Genomic DNA, 16,057 nt, shown 5'->3' on the forward strand with positions numbered 1-16,057 from the left:
GTGTAGGGTTTTGGGGCTGGTGGAATAAAAAAGCCGCCGGTGTTCATCCGGCGGCTGTCGATGCAGCGAAATGCGGACGGACCAATCAGCCCTGCGCCCGCTCCGCCACATAAATCTCCACACGGCGGTTCCGCGCCCGGCCCGCATTGTCGTTGTTCGAGGCAATCGGCTCGCGCGCCCCACGGCCTTCGATCGTGATCCGGTTCGGATTCACGCCGCGTCCCGCCAGATAGTCGCGGGTGCGCGCCGCGCGGTCGACCGACAGCGGCTGGTTGATGTCCGTCGTGCCGGTGCTGTCGGTGTGGCCGATGATGGTCACGGTGGTGGCCGGGTTTTCCTGCAGGGTCTGGGCGAAGCGCTCCAGGACCGGCTGGAAGTTCGGCTTGATGTCGGAGCGGCCGGTGTCGAAGGACACGTCGCTCGGGATTTCCAGTTTCAGGCGGTTGTCCTGGGTCTGGGTCACCTGCACGCCGGTGCCGCGCGTGGCCTGTTCCATCTGCTGCTTCTGCGCTTCCATGCGCTTGGACCAGATGTTGCCGATCACCGCGCCGGCGGCGCCGCCGATGACGGCGCCGCGGGTCGCGCGGCCGCTGCCGCCGCCGCTGGTGGTGCCGCCGATGATGGCGCCCAGGCCCGCGCCGATGCCGGCGCCGGTCGCGGTGCCGCGCTGGGTGGCGCTCATGTCGGCGCAGCCGGTGGCGGTCAGGGCCACCAGGGCCGCGGCGACGGCCGACTTGGTCAGGGTAGTATGCATAGAAGTCTCCTCAAATAAAAATCCGTTTCGGAGTGGCGCCCGTTCCAGGCGCGACCGCGAAACGGATTGGTCTTACAAAAACGGGGCGAGCATTATAGCTGCGCTATATGCCGCGCCCGCTGATCAGGCGAACCAGGATCATGATGACCGCGACCACCAGCAGGATGTGGATGAAGCCGCCGATGGTGTACGAAGTCACCAGGCCCAGCAGCCAGAGAACGATAAGAATGACGGCAATGGTGTAAAGCATAATGGTCTCCTCGACTGAGAGTCTTGCGCTGTGCGCGCTGTGATTCCAGTATGCTTGCCGCCGTGCTTGAGCACCGTTCGATGGCGTACATTAAGCGCAACTTTTTTCCTCGCGCAAGCCCGGGATCCATCCCATCAGCCCCATCAGACCGGTAATCCCGATCAGGCAGGTGAGCAGGCCGCCCGCCACCAGGAACACGACATCGTGCGCCTGGACCGGGCCGCTTGTCTCGGACGGCGGCGTCGCCGTCAGCAGGCCGAAGCCGGTCAATACGATTCCCCAAATGATGATGCCGATCCACGCCAGGCTGTTCATGCTCTCTCCCCGTTGTTTTTGTTTCCGCACCGCCACTTTGTTTCAGCGTGGATCCATTTTCGGGGTAGCTCAGCAGTTCTTCCGTGCGCTGCCGCACATTGCAGTTAAGAAAATATTTGGCCGGACTCCTTGCGGAAATCCGGCCATGTGCTAGCCATGCGGGCTGGGTCGCGCCCAGCCCGGCGCCGCCTCAGGCGACCGAGCGCAGGCGGCCCTTCACGATGCGCACGCGGTCGCCGGTGCGCCATTGCGGCGCGCTGGTCTGGCGGAAGGTGCGCAGGCTGCCGTCATCCAGGCGCACCCGGATCTCGTAGCTGGTGGTGGCCTTCATGTTGCCTTCGACCTGGTTGCCGACCACCGCGCCGCCGACCGCGCCGGCCACCGTCGCGATCTGGCGGCCGCTGCCGCCGCCGATCTGGTTGCCCAGCAGGCCGCCCAGGACGGCGCCGCCGGCCGCGCCCAGGCCGCTGCCTTCGGCGCGCTGCTTGATCGTGCGCACCGATTCCACGTTGCCGCAATTCGAGCACCAGTCGCGGCCGCTGTTGGCGGCAGCCACCTGGGTGGCCTTCTTGGCCGGCTTGCTCACAGGTTGGGGATGGATCACGGCCGGCGCCTGCTGCGGCTGGGCATAGGCCTGCGGTGCGGGCTGGGGCGGGTAAACCGGGCCTGTCTCGGGGGCATAGCCTTGCGCATATTGCGGCGCAGGCTGGCCCGGGATGCCGGCAGCCTGCTGGGCCGGCGCCATCGGCGCCACGCCCGGCGCCGGCTGCGGCGCGCCTTGCGGCAGGCTGGCGGCCAGGGCCATGCGGTCAGCCTCGCTCAGCTGGCGGTTGGCGGTGCCGCTGATCGAGGAGGGGATCCATCCCATGATCGCGGCCGTGCCGACCAGGCAGAACAGCAGGACGGCAAGCGCAGCCAGGATCATCAGCGGATGGTGGCGGCCGCGCAGGGGTGAGCCCGGAGCGCCGGGGGTGGTCGGTGTGTTGTTCATGTCTTGTCCTTTCCAGTGATCCATGAAGACGGCGCCGCCGGGATGCGGGGCGCGGCTCGCCTATTCGAGCAAACATTGTCTCTAGGAACGAACTGCACTTCCGTGCGTCACCGTACATACTCGCTCGGGTTGGGCCGTTACGCTGGCCTAAATTGTTTGCAAATGTATCCGACACCGGTGCCAGCCAGCCCATGAAATCCCATCACGAGGACACGATGAATTTTGCTGTGCCCCCGCAGGTCGCAGGGCACCACAGCAACCTTCTGCTTGCCGCCTTGCCGCCCCAGGACCTGGCGCAGCTGCTGCCGTCCCTCGACCTGGTCAAGGTCGAGGTCGGCGAAGTGCTGTGCGAGGCGGGCGACCCGATCCAGCACATTTATTTCCCACACGACTGCCTGATCTCGCTGCTCGGCGTGGCCGAGGGCCGCATGACGCTCGAGGTGGGGCAGGTGGGACGCGAAGGCATGCTCGGGGCCACCGTCGCGCTGGGCCACGACACCACCCAGGTACGCGCCATCGTGCAGCGCGCCGGCAGCGCCAGCCGCATGGACAGCGCCCGCTTCCGCGAGGAGGTGGCGCGCAATCCGGCCCTGCAGCGCGTGCTCTACCGCTACACCGACCAGCTGCTGGCGCAGGCGATCCAGATCGCCGTGTGCAGCCGCTTCCACGTGCTGGAAGCCCGTCTGGCGCGCTCGCTGCTGGTTACCCGCGACCGGCTGCAATCCGACCGCTTCCACCTGACCCACGAGTTCCTGGCGCACGCGCTTGGCGTGCGGCGCGTGGGCGTGACCAAGGCCGCCAGCGCGCTGCAGCAGCAGGGCCTGATCGACTACAGCCGGGGCAATATCGAGATCCTCGATCCGAAGGGCCTGGCGGCGGCTTCATGCGCCTGCTACGAGATCGTGAAGGAGGCGGGAGCCTTGCCGGTGCATAGTTTCATGTAAATTGATCCGCGGTTCGAGTGAACAGCGAAGCGTGTTGTAGGGTGGACGGGTTTCCCGCCCACGCGTCCAACCATCGCATGCGCGGTCACACGACCGTAGGGTCGGCAGGTCCCCTGCCGACGCGTCCAATCACATCCTCACGAATCGCACCGCGACCGGCACCCCCGCTTGAACGCGTCGGCAGCAAAGCTGCCGACCCTACGGTTCCAGCGCCTGTGCGGCGACCCGCCGGCCGCTTGAACGCGTGGACGGCAAGCCGTCCACCCTACGGGACACCATCCGCTTACAAAAACAAACGCCCGGCCAAGCCGGGCGTTTGCCTGTCGGTGCTGTGACGGCTTAGTTGGTCTTCTTGACCTGGTTGCCGATCACGCCGCCCACGGCAGCGCCGCCGACGGTGCCGGCAGCGCTGCCGCCGGTCAGTGCGCCGCCGATGACCGCGCCGGCGCCGGCGCCGATGGCGGTGTTCTTGTCCTGCTGCGACATGCCCGAGCAGCCGACCAGGCCGAGGGCGGCGGTTGCCAGCGATGCGGTAACGACGATTTGTTTAATAGTCTTCATGGGTAGTTCTCCTATCGGTGGGTTCTACTTCAAGCGCAGGTCGTTCCTGACCGACTTCACGCCTTTCACGGTACGGGCAACCGTCGCTGCGGCCGCCACGCTCTCCGCCGAGCCGACGAAGCCGCTCAGCTGGACGACGCCTTGGTAGGTCTCGACATTGATTTCCGAGGCCTTCAGGTTCGGATCCCCCACCAGCGCCGCCTTCACCCCCGCGGTAATCGCGGCATCGTCCACGATGGCGGCCACGCCGCGGCGATTGTCTGCGTCGGTGGAGGCGCACCCGGCCACCCCCGCCATTGCCAGGCAAGCCAGCAAGGTGGCGGTGGAGCCGAGGTGATGCATGGTGCGGTTTCCGTTCATTCCAGCGTTCAATGTTCGATGACTTGACGCCAGCATATTCCCGCACATGAATCTGATCTGTTCGACAACACACGGATGCGCCACGGATCGTCAACTCAGCGCCAATTCAGCGCCGCTGAGTCTTGCCCGGCGGCGGCGCGGTCGGTTTTTCCCTGGCCTGGGCCACCAGGCGCGCGCAGTCGCTGTCCTCGCCCGGCCCCGCGTTAATCAAGGGCAGCAGAGCCGCGACCGGCGCCGCGGCCGCCGCCAGCGCCGCCGCGCCGCCTGCCTTGAGCGCCAGCACGCCCTTGTCGATCGACACATCCGGCTTCTTGAACGGGCCGCGCACATACAGCGGCGAGCGCAGCGAGAAGATGCGCAAGGCCTTGGTCTGCGGGTTGATGCGCAGGTCGAGCTGCTCGCCCGCCAGGTTGATCGCGCCGTCGACCGTGATCAGGGCTTCCTCGGTGTCGATGACGAAGCTGCGCGTCTTGGCGATGCCGTCGGTGACGGCGAAGTCGGCCGCCACGCAATTGAGCTGTACCTGCTTGTCGCCGAACAGCTTGGTGATGATGATGTTGCCCACGTTCAGGCCGGCCATCTCGAGCAGCATCTTGCTCACCGTGCCCCGGTTGACCAGCGCCTTCAGTTCGCCGTTCGACTTGGCCAGCAGGCTGGCCACCGAATTGCCGACCGCCGACAGCTGGGCGTCGCCGTTGATCTGGCCCACCGTGGCCTGCTGGATCTGCTCGATCTGCGGGAACAGCTGCTTGATCTGGATCTTGCGTGCAGCTACCTTGGCCGTGGCCCGGATCGCGTTCTTGCCTTCGCGTGCGCTGCCGTCCAGGCGGATGGTGGAGCGGACCGTGCCGCCCGCCATGCCGAACTCGAGCGGCTCCAGGCTCAGCACCGCGTCCTGCATCTTCAGGTGGGTCGAGAGCTTGCTGATCGGAAGGGTCTTGTCGCGGATGATGCGGTCGGCGGCGTAGCGCACGTCGGCGTCGAGCACGGTCCAGCGCTCGGTCTTGAATTCTTCGACCGGCAGCACCTTGCCCGCCGGCTGCAGGGTATCGGCATTGCGCTCCTGCTTGGCGGCATTGGAGTCGGCGCCGATCAGCGGGGCCAGGTCGGCGAACACCAGCTGCTTCGAGCGCACGTTGCCCGACAGCTTGGGCCGCTTGCCGCCGGTGACATATTCGAGGCGGCCGCCGATGTCGCTCGAGCCCACCTTGCCGGTGAAATCGTCGTAGACCCAGCGTTTGCTGTCCTCGCCCAGGGTGCCGGTCAGGCGGCCCGAGGTCGAGAACGGCCCCGTGGTCGGCAGCAGCACCTTGGTGAAATAGTAGAGCTGGTCCATGCTCGGCCCGGCCAGCTGCAGCTTGAGGTCGAGCGCCGCCAGTTTCGACGGCCGCGTCACCGTGCCCTCGACCGCGATCCGGGTCTTGCCGGAACGCATGTCCGCCTGGATGGGGTAGGGCGTGCTTTGCTGCTTGAGCGAGAGCACCGCGCCCGCCTTGCCGCCTCCCTTGACCGGCGCGCCGTTGTAGGTGCCGCTCAGGGTCCAGCCCACGCCGTACTTCGGATCCTGGTCGAGGGTGCGCACCTGGGCCGTGACGTCGGCCTTGGTGACGGCGTCCTTGATGTGCACCACGCCGTCGGTCAGCACCACGCGTTCGAGATCCAGCTTCCAGCGCGATTCTTCCTGGTTGCGCTTGAAGGTCCAGTTGTTGTGGGTGGGATCAAGGCGCAGCAGGTCCACGCGCGGCGACTCGAAACGCAACAGCGGAATGTGGATGGTCTTGTGCAGCAGCGCGAACGGATTGAGCGAGAACGAGAACTGGCGTACGCTGGCCATGTCGCGTACCGGCATGGTGGCGGGATTGCCCACGTACACATCGTTGGCGTAGAGATAGGGCCAGGGGATATGGTCGCGCCAGGTGCGTTCGGCCGGCGCCATCGTCTTGGCGGGGCTTTCCCACTCGACCTGCAGATTGCCGCGGATCGCGAACGGACGGTCGATGGCGTCGCTCACCCGCGTGTTGATCCACGGCCGGGCGCGGTTCCAGTCGAAGGTCAGAATGAAGATGACGGCCAGCACCGGCAGTGCGATCGCGATGCCGAGGATGGTCAGGAGGAGCTTGTGCTTGCGGATCTTGTTCTTGCGGCCAGACTTGGCGTCGCTGGCCGCTGGCGTCGTCGATTCGGCCATGGCGGGTCCTTCCTGTAGAGGGATTATTGGGCCGAGCGTAGCGCAAGGCGCGGCGTACTGATGTGCGGTGCCGCACGCACCCCGGAGCCTTCGCCAGGGCAATGTGCGCCAGCGAACCGATCTCATCCGATAACAGGTTTATAACGTTGTCTAACCCTTTCTTCAACCAGGAGACTGCGATGGACAAGAATCATCCGATGACTCAACTGGCCCGCCTCGGCTGCCTGTGCGCGGTGCTGGCGCTGACGGCCTGCGCCAGCGAGCAGAAAGCCCCGGCCACCGCGGACGTCGCGGTATCGCGCAACGCCGTCGAGAACGCCGTATCGGCCGGCGCCGCCGAGCTGGCGCCGGAAGAAATCAGCGCCGCGCGCGACAAGATGCTGCGCGCCAACCAGGCGCTGGCCGCCAAGGACTACAAGCTGGCGCGCGAACTGGCAATCCAGGCCCAGGCCGACGCCAAGCTGGCCCAGAGCAAGGCCCGTTCCGCCAAGGCCAACGCCGCCTCGAACCAGCTGAACGAAGACCTGCGCGTGCTGCGCGAAGAGGTCGACCGCGCCAATGCGGGCGCCACCCAGATGGGCACCAGCCAGACCGGCACCACCCAGCAGCAGCAATAAAGCAGAGCGGTAACCGCTGAAAACAAGCCGAGCGGCAAGCACGGAAGCGCTTGCCTTGCCGCGATCCATGCGTCCGCGCCCATGGCGCCCGAACAAGAAGAGGACCAGACCATGAACAACCGTAAGCCCGTGATCTCGATGCTGGCCGCCGCCGTGCTGGCCGTTGCCTGCGCCAGCGCCCCGGTGACCACCCCGACCCTCGACCAGGCCAGGGCCGACTTCGTCGCCGCCAACAACAACCCGCAGATCGCGACCCACGCGCCGCTCGAGTTCAAGGCCGCCAGCGATGCGCTCGACCAGGCCAATTCGGCCGCGGCGCGCCGCGAGAGCCTGAGCGACATCGACCGCCTGGCCTATGTGGCCAAGCAGAAGATCGCCACCGCCCAGGAAGTCGCCAAGGCCAAGGCCGCCGAGGCCGACATCGCCAACGCCTCGCGCGAACGCGACGCCGTGCGCCTGGAAGCCCGCACTGCCGAAGCCGACCGCGCCAAGCGCGACGCCGAGGCCGCCCAGGCCCAGGCTGCATCGGCCCAGCAGCAGGCCGCGCAAGCCCAGGCCCAGGCCCAGGCCGCCCAGGAGCAGAACGCGGCCCTGGCCCAGCGCGCCGCCCAGCTCGAGGCCCTGCTGGTCGAACTGCACGCGGTCAAGACCGAGCGCGGCTACGTGGTCACCATCGGCGACGTGCTGTTCGGCACCGACAAGTCGAGCCTGACGCCGAACGGCATGTCGACCCTGCGCAAGCTGGCCGACGTGATGGCGCAGAACCCGAACCGTACCGTGCTGGTCGAAGGGTTTACGGACAGTGTCGGCAGCGAGACCTACAACCAGGAGCTGTCGCAGCGGCGCGCCAATGCCGTGGCCACGGCGCTCGGCTCGCTCGGCGTGCCGCGCGACCGCATCGCCATGCGCGCCTATGGCGAAGCCTTCCCGGTGGCCTCGAACGACACGGCCTCGAACCGCCAGCTGAACCGCCGGGTCGAGATCGTGCTGTCCAACGAAGGCGCGCAGATTCCGCCGCGCTCGGCCGGGCGCTGAGGCGGGGACCGCCCGGGCAGGCATGGCGCCGCCCGGGCACACTGAAACATAAGGACCGACTATGGAACAAAAGACCAACCTGGCGCACGGCTTCGACATCGCGGCGATCCGCCGCGCCGCGGCCAACCTCGACGAAGGCGCAGTGACCGAGGGCTACCAGGCCGACCGCGAAGCCGTCATCGCGATGCTCAACGACGCCCTCGCCACCGAACTGCTGTGCATCCTGCGCTACAAGCGGCACTACTACACGGTGAGCGGGCCGGGGACCGGCCATATCAAGGCCGAATTCCTCGAGCATGCGCAGCAGGAACAGGACCACGCCGACCGCATCGCGGAACGCATCGTCCAGCTGAACGGCTCGCCGAACTTCAACCCGGCCACGCTGACGGCGCGCAGCCACGCCGAGTACGACGAGTCGGAGGACGTGCAGTCCATGATCCGGGCCAACCTGATCGCGGAGCGGGTGGCGATCGAGTCCTACCGCCAGATGATCGCCGCCATCGGCGACAAGGACCCGACCACCCGCAACATGCTCATCGACATCATGGCGGTCGAAGAGGAACACGCGGACGACATGCGCGACCTGATGGCCTGAGGGCAGGGCGACAAGAATTCACCACCATTACGACGACACGAAGGAGTACATCATGCACGACACCTACCGCTCTTCCAGCAACGGCAGCTCGCATCCGATCAGCGGCGCCACCTACGCCACCCAATCCGACATGAAGGCCCTGGTGCGCGACGCCCAATCGATGCTGTCGGCGGCGGCCAACCTCACCGGCGAGAAGGCCGACGAGCTGCGCCACCGCGGCATGGAGATGCTGGACCGTGCGCTGGGCAAGGCGAGCTACGTGCAGGACCAGGCCCTGGAGCGCAGCAAGGAGCTGGCGCACACGGCCGATGTCTACGTGAAGGACAACCCATGGCGCACGATGGCCGTCGCCGCCGGCGTCGGCATCCTGCTCGGAGTGCTGCTCAGCAAGAACACCAAATAACCTGCGCCGGGGGCTGCCGTGGAAAAAAACGATAACGTAGTGCATAACCCCGGCCTCATGGGCGGGATCTCCAGCCTGGGCAAGAGCCTGTTCGGCCTCATGGTCTCGCGGGTGGAGCTCGCCGCGCTCGAACTGTCCGAGGTGCGCAACCACGTGATCGAGCTGGTGGCGGTGTTCGCCGTCGCCGCGCTGTCCGTGTGGTTCGCCATTGCCTACGGTACGGCCATGGTCGTGGCGCTGGCCTGGGACGCCATGGGCTGGAAGATCCTGTTGATCATGTTCGTCATTTTTCTTCTTGTCACCGCGGTGCTGGTGGCGAAGGGATTGTCCTTGCTGAAGCAAAACAAGCTGGGCTTCCCCGAGACCATGAAGGAACTGAAGAACGACCGCGACATGCTGCGCTAAGCGGCGACACGATGGGGAGGAATCATGCACAATCATGACGGAACGACTGGTTTGGCCGGTCACAAGCACAGCCTGGATCCGGCGGCCCGCAAGCAGGAGCTGCTGCGCGAAGGAGAATACTTCCGCGCCAGCGTGGTGCACGCGAAGGCGCACATCCGGCACGCGGCGCGGCCCGAAGTCATGCTGCATTCGGCGATCGACCACGCCACCTGGGCCCTGCGGGCACGCGCCGATGCGCTGCTCAAGCCCACGGGGACCAATGTGTCGGTGCTGATGCCGTATGCGCTGGCGGTGGTGAACTTTGTTCGCCAGCGCCGCCTGGGCAAGCCGGCGGCGGGCGCGGTGCTGGCGGTGGGGGCGCTGGGCTGGTATCTGAATCGCAGGAAGGTGCAGCAACAGAAGCTCACGCACTAAGCGGCTGCGCGACAAGAAGCACAAGAAGTCTGCCACGAATATGGTGGGGCTTGAGCGGCGTCTCAATCGGGGATTGGACGCCGTCTTTTTTTGTCCGCGCGGTTCGAGACGGGCGCAGGATTGGCCGGGGCGCGCAGCCGGGCCCGCCGCCGACCCGTTCAACCAGCAGCATTTGAGAGAAGCGGCGTAGGGTTGGCGGCTCGGCCGCCGACGCGTTCAACAGCGTCGGCCAGCCCATTCACGGCAACGACGCCGCCAACGATCGCCGCGTCGGCGGCAGAGCCGCCAACCCTACGGTTGGCGTTTGCCGCTCCGGGCACGCAGACGCAAACAAACCGGCCGCCAAGGCAGCCAGCCTGTCGAAGCACACCGGTCAAGCAGCCCTCACAGCTCCTGGTCCACCTGCGCCTTCGCCTGCGCCATATCCTGCTGCCAGGTGGCGCGCGCTTCCTTCATGCAGGCGCTGCGTTCGGCCGCGGGCTGCTTCCTGCAGGCGTTCTGCGCTTCCTGCAGCGCCGCGCCGATTTCCTTCTGCAGGGTCTTCAGCCTTGCCTGGCGGGTCGGGGCGTTGCGGTACCAGCGCGCCGGGTCGCCCTGGGCGATCTCGCGCGCCTGCTGGCGCGCCACGGTTGGATCGACCACCGCATCGGTATGGCGCGGCGCCTGCTCGCCCTCGGTCTGCGCCAGGGCCACCGAAGCGGCCAGTCCGGCAAAACCCAGCGCGCAGGCGCATACCCCGCGCAACAGGCGGTTCGGATATCCCATGCTTGCCTCCTGCCTCAATAGACCGGCGCAACCGCGCCGGCTCACGCTACAGCCATCCGGTCAGCAGCAACACGACCAGCAGGATCACCAGCGCGCCGGTCACGCCCACCGGGCCATATCCCCAGCTTCGGCTGTGGCTCCAGGTCGGCAACACGCCGACCAGGGCCACCAGCAGGATGACGAGCAACAGCGCGCCCATCGCTGCCTGCTACCTGCGGTGCATCAGTAGCGATAGACGCGGCCGTCGACGATGCGAACCCGGTTACCGACGCGCAGGTCATACACGCTGTCCTGGTTCACGGTACGGTATTCGCCGTTATCCATGCGGATGTTGATCTGATACATCTCCTGTCCGCCCGCATTGCGGTTGCCTTCGACCTTGTTGCCGATCGCTGCGCCGGCGACGCCGCCGGCCACGGTGGCGGCGGTGCGGCCGCTGCCGCTGCCGACCTGGTTGCCGGCCAGCGCGCCGACCACGCCGCCCAGGATGGCGCCGGCGCCGCTGGTGCGGCCGTTGGCCTGGGTCACCTGGATCGACTCGATGGTGCCGTAGCCCATGGAGGCGGTGCTTGCATAGCCGCCGCTTGCGTAGCCGCCGTTGTTATACGGCTGGGAGCTGTTGCTGGCGCAGCCAGTGAGAAGGGCGCCGGTGGCCACGATGACGGCGGCGAAAGTACGGGTAGCTTTCATGTTGTTCTCCTGACAAAAGTATGTGGCCAGATTAATCACGCACCCAACAGGGGTCTGTGCGTTGACGCACCCACCTTTCGCGCCAAACGAGCCGGACTGTTGCGCACTCGTGAATGTGTTCGGTACCGAACAGAAAACGCTCAGCGTGACGTGTACAAAGTCACTTAGTGTGTTGACAAATGGAGAAGAAAAAATGAAAACCTCGCATGCGCTCCTGCTGCTCGGCGCCGCCCTCAGCTGGGCCGGCCACAGCCGCGCGCAGCAGTCGGTGCCCGATGCGAAGACGGCGTATGCCCAGGCGCGCGAGGCTGCCGAAGCCAACTACAAGGCGGCCCGCGCCAAGTGCGACCTGATCGCCGGCAATCCCCACGACCTGTGCGTGGCCGATGCCCGCGCCGCGCGGGTCCGGGTCGAGGAAGAGGCCGAGGCCGCCTACAAGAACACCCTGGCCGCCTACATCCAGGCGCGCATGCGCATCGCCTCGGCCAACCACGACCGCGACAAGGTGCGCTGCGCCGCGCTGACCGGCAACGAGCGCGACGTCTGCCTCGAACAGGCCAAGGCCGTGCTGGTGGCGGCCCAGGCCGACGCCAAGGCCGACCGCAAGACCATCGAAGCGCGCCTCGATGCGCGCGAGGACAAGATCGCCGCCGAATACCGCGTGGCGCTGGAAAAATGCGACGCCTTCGCCGGCGCCGCCAAGGACCAGTGCGTGAACGCCGCGAAGACCGCGTTCGGCAAATAGGAATCCGCATGCCGGCCGGGCCGGCACTGCACGACCGCCCGACAGGGCAATGCTGTATCACTGACCACTACCAACAAGGAGCCATCATGAAAATCGCACAACGCCTCATCACCGCCGCTTTCACCGCCGCTGTCGCCATCACCGCCGTCGGCTGCGCAAGCAACAATCCGGATTCGACCGCCAAGACCGCCGGCGAATACGTCGACGACGCCGTCATCACCACCAAGGTGAAGGCAGCCCTGGCCGCCGACCCGAACGTGAAGGCGACCGAGGTGAATGTCGAAACCTACAAGGGCGACGTCCAGCTGTCGGGCTTCGTGGCCCAGCCGGGCGACGCGCAGCGCGCCGTGGAAATCGCACGTGGCGTCAAAGGCGTGACTTCGGTCAAAAACGACATCCGTGTGAAATAATAGCGGGTCACCGGGGCGGCCCGGTATTTTGTTCAGGCGTTTTCCATGCAGCTAGCCCATTCCGATCCGGCGTCCGTCACGCCGGCCACCTTGCCTGATCAAGCCGCCCCGGACGCGCATCCCGACGGCCTGGAAGCCCGTCCGGCGGACGAGGAAGACCTCGCCCTCCAGTCCGGCGGCCTGCGCCTGCCGGTACATGTCAACGCACGCGGCATCTCGCTGGGCATCCTGGCGACCGTCGCCTGCGTGTTCACCCTGCAATGGGCGCAGAAATTCTTCGTGCCGCTGCTGCTCGGCATCCTCATCGCCTACACCCTGAATCCCGTCGTGCTCTGGCTCGAGCGCCTGCACGTGCGCCGCGTCGTCGGCGCCACCCTGGTCACGGCCGTGATCGTCGCGCTGATGGCCGGCACCATCTACCGCCTGCAGGACGAATTCTTCAACATCGTCGACGAACTGCCGACCTTGACCCACAAGATCACCAAGATCCTTACCAACAACCAGGGCGGCCAGCGCTCGACCATCCAGCAGGTCCAGGCGGCCGCGGCGGAGATCGAGCGCGCGGCCAACAATGTCGGCGGCGATACGCGCAAGGCGGCGCCGCGGCGCCAGGCCCAGCTGCCGCCGGCCGCGGCCGGCTCGAACATCCGCGTCATGGACTGGGTGCTGGCGGGCTCGGTGGGCCTGGCCACTTTCCTGTCGCAGGCCACCATGGTGGTGTTCCTGGTGTTCTTCCTGCTGCTGGCGGGGGATACCTTCAAGCGCAAGCTGGTCAAGCTGACCGGGCCCTCGCTGACGCGCAAGAAAGTCACGGTGCACATCCTGGACGACATCAACACCTCGATCCAGAACTACATGTTCATGCTCCTGGTCACCAATGTGCTGCTGGCCCTCTTGATGTGGGGCGCGCTGCGCGCGATCGGCCTGGAAAACGCCGGCGCCTGGGCCGCCTTCGCCGGCGTGGCCCACCTGATGCCTTACTTCGGACCGCTCCTGATCACCGCCGCGACCGGCATGGTGGCCTTCCTGCAGTTCGAATCGGTACGCATGGTGATCCTGGTGGCCGGCGCCTCGCTGGGCATCGCGACCCTGGTCGGGATGGTGGTCGCCACCTGGATGACGGGCAAGATCGCCAAGATGAACCCGGCCGCCGTGTTCGTCAGCCTGCTGTTCTGGGGCTGGTTATGGGGCGTGTGGGGCCTGCTGCTGGGGGTGCCGGTGGTGATGGTGCTGAAGGTGGTCGCCGAGCGCGTCGAGGGAATGGAAGTGGTGTCCGAACTGCTGGGCGAATAGGACACCGCATTCCAGGGGCGGCCCGCGAGGACCGCCCCGGCTTCCATCACGGCTTGACCGTCCCCGGCATCGGGGCCTTGTTCTTGTCGCCCGTCTCGTGCGCCGGCCTGTGGCGCAGACTGCCCATCTTGAGCGCGTACTGGCGCGCGAACTCCGCCCCCAGGAAGAAGATCTGGGCCGAGTAATACACCCACAGCAGCAGGGCGATCAGCGAACCTGCCGCCCCGAAGCTGTCGGCCGCGCCGCTGTTGCCGATGTACAGTCCGATGCCGAATTTCCCGAGCGTGAACATGGCCGCGGTGCCGAGGGCGCCGATGGTCACGTCGTGCCAGGACAGCTTGATCTTCGGCAGCAGCTTGTAGATCACGCCGAACAGGGTGGCGATCACCAGGAAGCTGATGCCGGATGCCACCCAGCCGAGGATCAGCGCCGCTTCCTTCCACATGCCGCCGATATAGCGCTCTACCACGGCCATGCCGGCGCTGACGACCAGCGAGACCATCAGCAGGAAGGCCAGCACCAGGATCAGGCCGAAGGACAGCAGGCGCGTCCGGATCACGACCCAGACCCCGGACCCGGTCGGCTTGGGCACGTCCCAGATCTCGTCGAGCGAGTCCTTCAGCTCGGCGAACACGGTGGTGGCGCCGATGAACAGCAGGATCGATGCGACGATGGTGGCGAAGCGCCCGGTTTCCTTGTTCTGGGCGCCGGCCAGGATGGCCTGGATGGTTTCCGCCCCCTGCTTGCCGACCAGGCCGCGCAGTTCGTTGAGCAGCTGGCCCTGGGCCGCCTCGGCGCCGTAGAAGAAGCCGGCGACGGCGATCACCAGCACCAGGATCGGCGCCAGCGAGAACAAGGTGTAGAAGGCCAGTGCGGCGCCCTTGCTCGAGGCGCGGTGGTCGAGCCATTCCGAGACCGCGCAGCGCAGCACGTGCACGATCTGGCGCGAATACGGTATCCACTTGCTGACAGCCATAAGCCTTCCTCCAAATGAAAAGGGGGCCGCAGCCCCCTTGTGCTCAGCAGTCCCATGCGGGACTGCCAGGGCTCAGGTCTTACTGGACCTTGCGCTCGACGGTGATCTGCTCGACTTCGACGCGGCGGTTCGGCTCGAGGCAGGCGATCAGCTCTGCGCGCTTCTTCTGGTTGCAGGTGACCAGCGGGTTGGCTTCGCCCTTGCCGTAGGCCTTCAGGCGGTTGGCGTCCACACCCTTGCTGACCAGGTAGTCGCGCACGGCGTTGGCGCGGCGCTCCGACAGGGCCAGGTTGTACTTCTCGGAACCCAGGCGGTCGGTGTAGCCGGTGACGTCGACGTCGGTGACGCTCGGGTCGGCCTGCAGGGCGGCGGCGATTTCGTCCAGTTTCGGCGACGGCAGGATGATCTCGGCCTTGTCGAAGTTGAACAGCTTGGTCGCTTCCAGGGTGACTTTTTCGAAGCGGGCCGGTGCCGGCGCCGGTGCCGGTTCAGGAGCCGGGGCCGGAGCCGGTGCCTCGGCGACCGGGGCAGGGGCCGGAGCGACGACCGGAGCCGGCGGCGGGTTGAACGCGTAGTTCAGGCCGACCGACAGGTACTTGTTGTTGCTGCGGCTGAAGCCGAAGTTGTCTTCGTCGCGCAGGTGGCCGTGCACGCTGCGCAGGTCGGCCTGCAGCGACCATTGCGGGGTCAGGTCGGCCTGGAAGCCGATGCCGGCGGTCAGGTACGGCGAGGTCTTCTTGACGTTGCGGACGATGTTGTTGACCTTGTCACGCTGGGCGCCGGCGCCGAACAGGACGAAGGGACGGACCTTGCCGCGCGACAGCATCAGCAGGGCGTCGATGCCCAGCAGGGTCTGGCGGTAGCGCGCGCCGTTGTCTTCGAAGCGGGTGTGGGTGCCGCCGATCTGGATGTCCCACAGCTCGCTGACTGCCTTGCCGAACTTCAGGCCGCCGCCCGTGTCGCGCTCGTCCACGCCGAAGTCAGCGTCGGGCTTCGCGTGCACGACGCTCGGCTGGATGTACCACGATGGATTGATGACATTGGCGGTGGTGGCTTCTTGGGCGAGGGTTGCACCAGCCGAGCACAGCAGTGCCACAGCCAGGGCGATCTTCTTCGAATTATTCACAGGTAACTCCCGTTGGTTAAAAATTAGATGACATCGCATGCCTAAACAGGGATGTTGGATAAACATTAACAGTGCAAGTTCCGCAAACTCGGTGCGATAGCGCACCAAGTGGAAAGCGCTGTGCAATTTTACAACAGTGACGGAAAACCCACATTTCTCAACGGAACGCACCAATCCGGTGCGTTGTGTTTTGACGGGAAACAAAAAGGTGACGAAAGCC

General features: G+C 66.3%; 22 protein-coding genes. 10 read left to right on the forward strand and 12 right to left on the reverse strand.

What is annotated here, in order from left to right; all coding sequences use genetic code 11:
* Positions 1-85: 85 nt before the first annotated feature.
* From KBW98_RS12775 to KBW98_RS12790, 4 genes are all read right to left on the reverse strand, one after another.
* Positions 86-754, reverse strand: a complete 669-nt coding sequence (locus KBW98_RS12775) for an OmpA family protein (protein WP_211520527.1) — start codon at positions 752-754, stop codon at positions 86-88.
* 103 nt (positions 755-857) lie between these two features.
* Entirely contained in the window at positions 858-1,004 is a 147-nt protein-coding gene (locus tag KBW98_RS12780; RefSeq protein ID WP_020652694.1) for a lmo0937 family membrane protein, read from the reverse strand.
* Positions 1,005-1,094: 90 nt separating this feature from the next.
* A complete protein-coding gene (locus tag KBW98_RS12785) occupies positions 1,095-1,319 on the reverse strand; it encodes a hypothetical protein (RefSeq protein ID WP_211520528.1) in 225 nt (74 codons plus the stop codon).
* A 190-nt stretch (positions 1,320-1,509) separates the two neighbouring features.
* Positions 1,510-2,310, reverse strand: a complete 801-nt coding sequence (locus tag KBW98_RS12790; protein WP_373888937.1) for a glycine zipper 2TM domain-containing protein — start codon at positions 2,308-2,310, stop codon at positions 1,510-1,512.
* 215 nt (positions 2,311-2,525) lie between these two features.
* Between KBW98_RS12790 and KBW98_RS12795 the strand changes: the two genes are divergently transcribed.
* On the forward strand, positions 2,526-3,254 hold the full coding sequence (locus KBW98_RS12795; RefSeq protein ID WP_211520529.1) for a Crp/Fnr family transcriptional regulator: 729 nt from the start codon (positions 2,526-2,528) through the stop codon (positions 3,252-3,254).
* 339 nt (positions 3,255-3,593) lie between these two features.
* On the opposite strand, the gene KBW98_RS12800 is transcribed toward KBW98_RS12795, so the two are convergent.
* From KBW98_RS12800 to KBW98_RS12810, 3 genes are all read right to left on the reverse strand, one after another.
* A complete protein-coding gene (locus KBW98_RS12800) occupies positions 3,594-3,815 on the reverse strand; it encodes a glycine zipper 2TM domain-containing protein (protein ID WP_211520530.1) in 222 nt (73 codons plus the stop codon).
* Between the two features lie 24 nt (positions 3,816-3,839).
* On the reverse strand, positions 3,840-4,157 hold the full coding sequence (locus KBW98_RS12805; protein WP_229429159.1) for a BON domain-containing protein: 318 nt from the start codon (positions 4,155-4,157) through the stop codon (positions 3,840-3,842).
* A gap of 124 nt (positions 4,158-4,281) precedes the next feature.
* Complete coding sequence (locus tag KBW98_RS12810) at positions 4,282-6,363, reverse strand: AsmA family protein (RefSeq protein WP_211520532.1); 2,082 nt, start codon at positions 6,361-6,363, stop codon at positions 4,282-4,284.
* A gap of 179 nt (positions 6,364-6,542) precedes the next feature.
* Between KBW98_RS12810 and KBW98_RS12815 the strand changes: the two genes are divergently transcribed.
* The 6 genes from KBW98_RS12815 (at position 6,543) to KBW98_RS12840 (ending at position 9,832) form a co-directional block, all read left to right on the forward strand.
* The gene (locus tag KBW98_RS12815; protein WP_229429160.1) at positions 6,543-6,980 is read left to right on the forward strand and encodes a DUF4398 domain-containing protein; all 438 of its coding nucleotides are present in this window, start codon (positions 6,543-6,545) and stop codon (positions 6,978-6,980) included.
* 111 nt (positions 6,981-7,091) lie between these two features.
* Positions 7,092-8,015 carry an OmpA family protein gene (locus KBW98_RS12820; protein ID WP_211520533.1) on the forward strand — a complete coding sequence of 308 codons (924 nt, stop codon included), beginning with the start codon at positions 7,092-7,094 and terminating at the stop codon, positions 8,013-8,015.
* A gap of 61 nt (positions 8,016-8,076) precedes the next feature.
* On the forward strand, positions 8,077-8,610 hold the full coding sequence (locus KBW98_RS12825) for a bacterioferritin (RefSeq protein ID WP_211520534.1): 534 nt from the start codon (positions 8,077-8,079) through the stop codon (positions 8,608-8,610).
* Positions 8,611-8,740: 130 nt separating this feature from the next.
* Positions 8,741-9,013, forward strand: a complete 273-nt coding sequence (locus KBW98_RS12830; protein ID WP_373888941.1) for a YqjD family protein — start codon at positions 8,741-8,743, stop codon at positions 9,011-9,013.
* A 39-nt stretch (positions 9,014-9,052) separates the two neighbouring features.
* A complete protein-coding gene (locus KBW98_RS12835) occupies positions 9,053-9,418 on the forward strand; it encodes a phage holin family protein (RefSeq protein WP_373888938.1) in 366 nt (121 codons plus the stop codon).
* Between the two features lie 24 nt (positions 9,419-9,442).
* Positions 9,443-9,832, forward strand: coding sequence for a hypothetical protein (locus KBW98_RS12840; protein ID WP_211520536.1), 390 nt, complete (start codon positions 9,443-9,445; stop codon positions 9,830-9,832).
* Positions 9,833-10,216: 384 nt separating this feature from the next.
* Here the strand turns inward: KBW98_RS12840 and KBW98_RS12845 are convergent, their stop codons facing one another.
* Genes KBW98_RS12845 through KBW98_RS12855 form a run of 3 tightly spaced genes read right to left on the reverse strand, consistent with a single transcriptional unit; the run spans position 10,217 to position 11,287 of the window.
* Positions 10,217-10,597 (reverse strand): hypothetical protein, encoded by a 381-nt coding sequence (locus KBW98_RS12845; RefSeq protein WP_211520537.1) that lies wholly within the window; start codon positions 10,595-10,597, stop codon positions 10,217-10,219.
* A gap of 46 nt (positions 10,598-10,643) precedes the next feature.
* On the reverse strand, positions 10,644-10,796 hold the full coding sequence (locus KBW98_RS12850; protein ID WP_211520538.1) for a DUF3309 family protein: 153 nt from the start codon (positions 10,794-10,796) through the stop codon (positions 10,644-10,646).
* A gap of 23 nt (positions 10,797-10,819) precedes the next feature.
* Complete coding sequence (locus tag KBW98_RS12855; RefSeq protein ID WP_211520539.1) at positions 10,820-11,287, reverse strand: glycine zipper 2TM domain-containing protein; 468 nt, start codon at positions 11,285-11,287, stop codon at positions 10,820-10,822.
* 193 nt (positions 11,288-11,480) lie between these two features.
* Here KBW98_RS12855 and KBW98_RS12860 point away from each other — a divergent pair, with 193 nt between their 5' ends.
* From KBW98_RS12860 to KBW98_RS12870, 3 genes are all read left to right on the forward strand, one after another.
* On the forward strand, positions 11,481-12,032 hold the full coding sequence (locus KBW98_RS12860; protein WP_211520540.1) for a hypothetical protein: 552 nt from the start codon (positions 11,481-11,483) through the stop codon (positions 12,030-12,032).
* Between the two features lie 86 nt (positions 12,033-12,118).
* Entirely contained in the window at positions 12,119-12,442 is a 324-nt protein-coding gene (locus KBW98_RS12865; RefSeq protein WP_211520541.1) for a BON domain-containing protein, read from the forward strand.
* A 45-nt stretch (positions 12,443-12,487) separates the two neighbouring features.
* On the forward strand, positions 12,488-13,735 hold the full coding sequence (locus tag KBW98_RS12870; RefSeq protein ID WP_211520542.1) for an AI-2E family transporter: 1,248 nt from the start codon (positions 12,488-12,490) through the stop codon (positions 13,733-13,735).
* 46 nt (positions 13,736-13,781) lie between these two features.
* Here KBW98_RS12870 and KBW98_RS12875 read toward each other — a convergent pair whose 3' ends face one another.
* A complete protein-coding gene (locus tag KBW98_RS12875; protein ID WP_211520543.1) occupies positions 13,782-14,711 on the reverse strand; it encodes a YihY/virulence factor BrkB family protein in 930 nt (309 codons plus the stop codon).
* 79 nt (positions 14,712-14,790) lie between these two features.
* Entirely contained in the window at positions 14,791-15,837 is a 1,047-nt protein-coding gene (locus KBW98_RS12880; RefSeq protein ID WP_211520544.1) for an OmpA family protein, read from the reverse strand.
* Positions 15,838-16,057 lie beyond the last annotated feature (220 nt).

It is taken from the genome of Massilia sp. ST3 (assembly GCF_018119405.1).
GTDB lineage: Bacteria > Pseudomonadota > Gammaproteobacteria > Burkholderiales > Burkholderiaceae_D > Telluria.

Bases quoted from the DNA above. Each gene is read 5' to 3' on its own strand.
- KBW98_RS12860 (WP_211520540.1), top strand. From the start codon at position 11,481: ATGAAAACCTCGCATGCGCTCCTGCTGCTCGGCGCCGCCCTCAGCTGG.
- KBW98_RS12815 (WP_229429160.1), top strand. From the start codon at position 6,543: ATGGACAAGAATCATCCGATGACTCAACTGGCCCGCCTCGGCTGCCTG.
- KBW98_RS12830 (WP_373888941.1), top strand. From the start codon at position 8,741: ATGAAGGCCCTGGTGCGCGACGCCCAATCGATGCTGTCGGCGGCGGCC.
- KBW98_RS12780 (WP_020652694.1), bottom strand. From the start codon at position 1,004: ATGCTTTACACCATTGCCGTCATTCTTATCGTTCTCTGGCTGCTGGGC.
- KBW98_RS12875 (WP_211520543.1), bottom strand. From the start codon at position 14,711: ATGGCTGTCAGCAAGTGGATACCGTATTCGCGCCAGATCGTGCACGTG.
- KBW98_RS12825 (WP_211520534.1), top strand. From the start codon at position 8,077: ATGGAACAAAAGACCAACCTGGCGCACGGCTTCGACATCGCGGCGATC.
- KBW98_RS12850 (WP_211520538.1), bottom strand. From the start codon at position 10,796: ATGGGCGCGCTGTTGCTCGTCATCCTGCTGGTGGCCCTGGTCGGCGTG.
- KBW98_RS12790 (WP_373888937.1), bottom strand. From the start codon at position 2,310: ATGAACAACACACCGACCACCCCCGGCGCTCCGGGCTCACCCCTGCGC.
- KBW98_RS12855 (WP_211520539.1), bottom strand. From the start codon at position 11,287: ATGAAAGCTACCCGTACTTTCGCCGCCGTCATCGTGGCCACCGGCGCC.
- KBW98_RS12865 (WP_211520541.1), top strand. From the start codon at position 12,119: ATGAAAATCGCACAACGCCTCATCACCGCCGCTTTCACCGCCGCTGTC.
- KBW98_RS12840 (WP_211520536.1), top strand. From the start codon at position 9,443: ATGCACAATCATGACGGAACGACTGGTTTGGCCGGTCACAAGCACAGC.
- KBW98_RS12870 (WP_211520542.1), top strand. From the start codon at position 12,488: ATGCAGCTAGCCCATTCCGATCCGGCGTCCGTCACGCCGGCCACCTTG.
- KBW98_RS12810 (WP_211520532.1), bottom strand. From the start codon at position 6,363: ATGGCCGAATCGACGACGCCAGCGGCCAGCGACGCCAAGTCTGGCCGC.
- KBW98_RS12805 (WP_229429159.1), bottom strand. From the start codon at position 4,157: ATGCATCACCTCGGCTCCACCGCCACCTTGCTGGCTTGCCTGGCAATG.
- KBW98_RS12820 (WP_211520533.1), top strand. From the start codon at position 7,092: ATGAACAACCGTAAGCCCGTGATCTCGATGCTGGCCGCCGCCGTGCTG.
- KBW98_RS12795 (WP_211520529.1), top strand. From the start codon at position 2,526: ATGAATTTTGCTGTGCCCCCGCAGGTCGCAGGGCACCACAGCAACCTT.
- KBW98_RS12775 (WP_211520527.1), bottom strand. From the start codon at position 754: ATGCATACTACCCTGACCAAGTCGGCCGTCGCCGCGGCCCTGGTGGCC.
- KBW98_RS12785 (WP_211520528.1), bottom strand. From the start codon at position 1,319: ATGAACAGCCTGGCGTGGATCGGCATCATCATTTGGGGAATCGTATTG.
- KBW98_RS12845 (WP_211520537.1), bottom strand. From the start codon at position 10,597: ATGGGATATCCGAACCGCCTGTTGCGCGGGGTATGCGCCTGCGCGCTG.
- KBW98_RS12800 (WP_211520530.1), bottom strand. From the start codon at position 3,815: ATGAAGACTATTAAACAAATCGTCGTTACCGCATCGCTGGCAACCGCC.